Origin of the sequence: Aeromonas sp. R2-3 (genome assembly GCF_040908375.1) — a bacterium.
GTDB classification, from domain to species: domain Bacteria; phylum Pseudomonadota; class Gammaproteobacteria; order Enterobacterales; family Aeromonadaceae; genus Aeromonas; species Aeromonas veronii.
Window position 1 is genome coordinate 1 of the sequence record NZ_JBFODP010000011.1, and the last position, 3425, is coordinate 3425.

4 protein-coding genes and 1 pseudogene are annotated in these 3425 nt (G+C 60.7%); 2 read left to right on the plus strand and 3 right to left on the minus strand.

What is annotated here, in order from left to right:
- Nucleotides 1–61 precede the first annotated feature (61 nt).
- Nucleotides 62–1261, minus strand: a complete 1200-nt coding sequence (gene tet(A) / locus AB5Z02_RS03740) for a tetracycline efflux MFS transporter Tet(A) (protein ID WP_000804063.1) — start codon at nucleotides 1259–1261, stop codon at nucleotides 62–64.
- A gap of 105 nt (nucleotides 1262–1366) precedes the next feature.
- On the opposite strand from tet(A), the gene tetR(A) reads away from it, so the two are divergent.
- Entirely contained in the window at nucleotides 1367–2017 is a 651-nt protein-coding gene (gene tetR(A) / locus AB5Z02_RS03745) for a tetracycline resistance transcriptional repressor TetR(A) (RefSeq protein ID WP_000164043.1), read from the plus strand.
- Between the two features lie 31 nt (nucleotides 2018–2048).
- Here tetR(A) and AB5Z02_RS03750 read toward each other — a convergent pair whose 3' ends face one another.
- Both AB5Z02_RS03750 and AB5Z02_RS03755 read right to left on the minus strand, forming a co-directional pair.
- On the minus strand, nucleotides 2049–2291 hold the full coding sequence (locus AB5Z02_RS03750; RefSeq protein ID WP_000844627.1) for a transposase: 243 nt from the start codon (nucleotides 2289–2291) through the stop codon (nucleotides 2049–2051).
- 57 nt (nucleotides 2292–2348) lie between these two features.
- Nucleotides 2349–2603, minus strand: a pseudogene (locus AB5Z02_RS03755) (Tn3 family transposase); the annotation flags it as partial.
- A gap of 64 nt (nucleotides 2604–2667) precedes the next feature.
- On the opposite strand from AB5Z02_RS03755, the gene AB5Z02_RS03760 reads away from it, so the two are divergent.
- On the plus strand, nucleotides 2668–3372 hold the full coding sequence (locus tag AB5Z02_RS03760; RefSeq protein ID WP_001067855.1) for an IS6-like element IS26 family transposase: 705 nt from the start codon (nucleotides 2668–2670) through the stop codon (nucleotides 3370–3372).
- Nucleotides 3373–3425 lie beyond the last annotated feature (53 nt).

Consider the following 3425-nt stretch of genomic DNA (forward strand, 5'->3'; position numbering starts at 1 on the left):
TTGACGAGTATTACCCGGCATTCGCTGCGCTTATGGCAGAGCAGGGAAAGGAATTGCCGGGCTATGTGCAACGGGAATTTGAAGAATTTCTCCAAAGCCCGCGACGCAGCGCCGGCAGGCAGAGCAAGTAGAGGGCAGCGCCTGCAATCCATGCCCACCCGTTCCACGTTGTTATAGAAGCCGCATAGATCGCCGTGAAGAGGAGGGGTCCGACGATCGAGGTCAGGCTGGTGAGCGCCGCCAGTGAGCCTTGCAGCTGCCCCTGACGTTCCTCATCCACCTGCCTGGACAACATTGCTTGCAGCGCCGGCATTCCGATGCCACCCGAAGCAAGCAGGACCATGATCGGGAACGCCATCCATCCCCGTGTCGCGAAGGCAAGCAGGATGTAGCCTGTGCCGTCGGCAATCATTCCGAGCATGAGTGCCCGCCTTTCGCCGAGCCGGGCGGCTACAGGGCCGGTGATCATTGCCTGGGCGAGTGAATGCAGAATGCCAAATGCGGCAAGCGAAATGCCGATCGTGGTCGCGTCCCAGTGAAAGCGATCCTCGCCGAAAATGACCCAAAGCGCGGCCGGCACCTGTCCGACAAGTTGCATGATGAAGAAGACCGCCATCAGGGCGGCGACGACGGTCATGCCCCGGGCCCACCGGAACGAAGCGAGCGGGTTGAGAGCCTCCCGGCGTAACGGCCGGCGTTCGCCTTTGTGCGACTCCGGCAAAAGGAAACAGCCCGTCAGGAAATTGAGGCCGTTCAAGGCTGCCGCGGCGAAGAACGGAGCGTGGGGGGAGAAACCGCCCATCAGCCCACCGAGCACAGGTCCCGCGACCATCCCGAACCCGAAACAGGCGCTCATGAAGCCGAAGTGCCGCGCGCGCTCATCGCCATCAGTGATATCGGCAATATAAGCGCCGGCTACCGCCCCAGTCGCCCCGGTGATGCCGGCCACGATCCGCCCGATATAGAGAACCCAAAGGAAAGGCGCCGTCGCCATGATGGCGTAGTCGACAGCAGCGCCGGCCAGCGAGACGAGCAAGACCGGCCGCCGCCCGAAACGATCCGACAGCGCGCCCAGCACAGGTGCGCAGGCAAATTGCATCAACGCATACAGCGCCAGCAGAATGCCATAGTGGGCGGTGACGTCGTTCGAGTGAACCAGATCGCGCAGGAGGCCCGGCAGCACCGGCATAATCAGGCCGATGCCGACAGCGTCGAGCGCGACAGTGCTCAGAATTACGATCAGGGGTCTGTTGGGTTTCACGTCTGGCCTCCGGACCAGCCTCCGCTGGTCCGATTGAACGCGCGGATTCTTTATCACTGATAAGTTGGTGGACATATTATGTTTATCAGTGATAAAGTGTCAAGCATGACAAAGTTGCAGCCGAATACAGTGATCCGTGCCGCCCTGGACCTGTTGAACGAGGTCGGCGTAGACGGTCTGACGACACGCAAACTGGCGGAACGGTTGGGGGTTCAGCAGCCGGCGCTTTACTGGCACTTCAGGAACAAGCGGGCGCTGCTCGACGCACTGGCCGAAGCCATGCTGGCGGAGAATCATACGCATTCGGTGCCGAGAGCCGACGACGACTGGCGCTCATTTCTGATCGGGAATGCCCGCAGCTTCAGGCAGGCGCTGCTCGCCTACCGCGATGGCGCGCGCATCCATGCCGGCACGCGACCGGGCGCACCGCAGATGGAAACGGCCGACGCGCAGCTTCGCTTCCTCTGCGAGGCGGGTTTTTCGGCCGGGGACGCCGTCAATGCGCTGATGACAATCAGCTACTTCACTGTTGGGGCCGTGCTTGAGGAGCAGGCCGGCGACAGCGATGCCGGCGAGCGCGGCGGCACCGTTGAACAGGCTCCGCTCTCGCCGCTGTTGCGGGCCGCGATAGACGCCTTCGACGAAGCCGGTCCGGACGCAGCGTTCGAGCAGGGACTCGCGGTGATTGTCGATGGATTGGCGAAAAGGAGGCTCGTTGTCAGGAACGTTGAAGGACCGAGAAAGGGTGACGATTGATCAGGACCGCTGCCGGAGCGCAACCCACTCACTACAGCAGAGCCATGTAGACAACATCCCCTCCCCCTTTCCACCGCGTCAGACGCCCGTAGCAGCCCGCTACGGGCTTTTTCATGCCCTGCCCTAGCGTCCAAGCCTCACGGCCGCGCTCGGCCTCTCTGGCGGCCTTCTGGCGCTCCTGCTGCGGCGTCCGCTCGTGGGCCGTGGCGCGGGTCCGCGCGCCGGCCTCGTGCGCCTGGCGCTCGCGGGCGAGGTCCAGGGCGGCCGTCTTCACGTTCTGCCTTGCGCAGATGAGATAGGGGAGCCCGCAGAATTCGGAAAAAATCGTACGCTAAGGTTTTCCGGGCATCCGTAAGGGCCGAAACTTCCCGTCTTCCAGTCTGCGGCTCTGCCGCCAGACGTAATCGCCGGTTAGGTTGATGTGCTCCCAGCCCAGCGGCGACAGGAATTGCAGCAGCTCGCCGTCCACCGGCTTGCCGGCCTCGACCAACCCCTGGGTGGCGCGTTCCAGGTACACCGTGTTCCACAGCACGATAGCCGCCGTCACCAGGTTGAGGCCGCTGGCCCGGTAGCGCTGCTGCTCGAAGGGCACTGTTGCAAATAGTCGGTGGTGATAAACTTATCATCCCCTTTTGCTGATGGAGCTGCACATGAACCCATTCAAAGGCCGGCATTTTCAGCGTGACATCATTCTGTGGGCCGTACGCTGGTACTGCAAATACGGCATCAGTTACCGTGAGCTGCAGGAGATGCTGGCTGAACGCGGAGTGAATGTCGATCACTCCACGATTTACCGCTGGGTTCAGCGTTATGCGCCTGAAATGGAAAAACGGCTGCGCTGGTACTGGCGTAACCCTTCCGATCTTTGCCCGTGGCACATGGATGAAACCTACGTGAAGGTCAATGGCCGCTGGGCGTATCTGTACCGGGCCGTCGACAGCCGGGGCCGCACTGTCGATTTTTATCTCTCCTCCCGTCGTAACAGCAAAGCTGCATACCGGTTTCTGGGTAAAATCCTCAACAACGTGAAGAAGTGGCAGATCCCGCGATTCATCAACACGGATAAAGCGCCCGCCTATGGTCGCGCGCTTGCTCTGCTCAAACGCGAAGGCCGGTGCCCGTCTGACGTTGAACACCGACAGATTAAGTACCGGAACAACGTGATTGAATGCGATCATGGCAAACTGAAACGGATAATCGGCGCCACGCTGGGATTTAAATCCATGAAGACGGCTTACGCCACCATCAAAGGTATTGAGGTGATGCGTGCACTACGCAAAGGCCAGGCCTCAGCATTTTATTATGGTGATCCCCTGGGCGAAATGCGCCTGGTAAGCAGAGTTTTTGAAATGTAAGGCCTTTGAATAAGACAAAAGGCTGCCTCATCGCTAACTTTGCAACAGTGCCG

What these genes read in the sequence shown, in the direction of transcription:
- AB5Z02_RS03760 (WP_001067855.1), top strand. Translation starts at nt 2,668, where the DNA reads ATGAACCCATTCAAAGGCCGGCATTTTCAGCGTGACATCATTCTGTGG.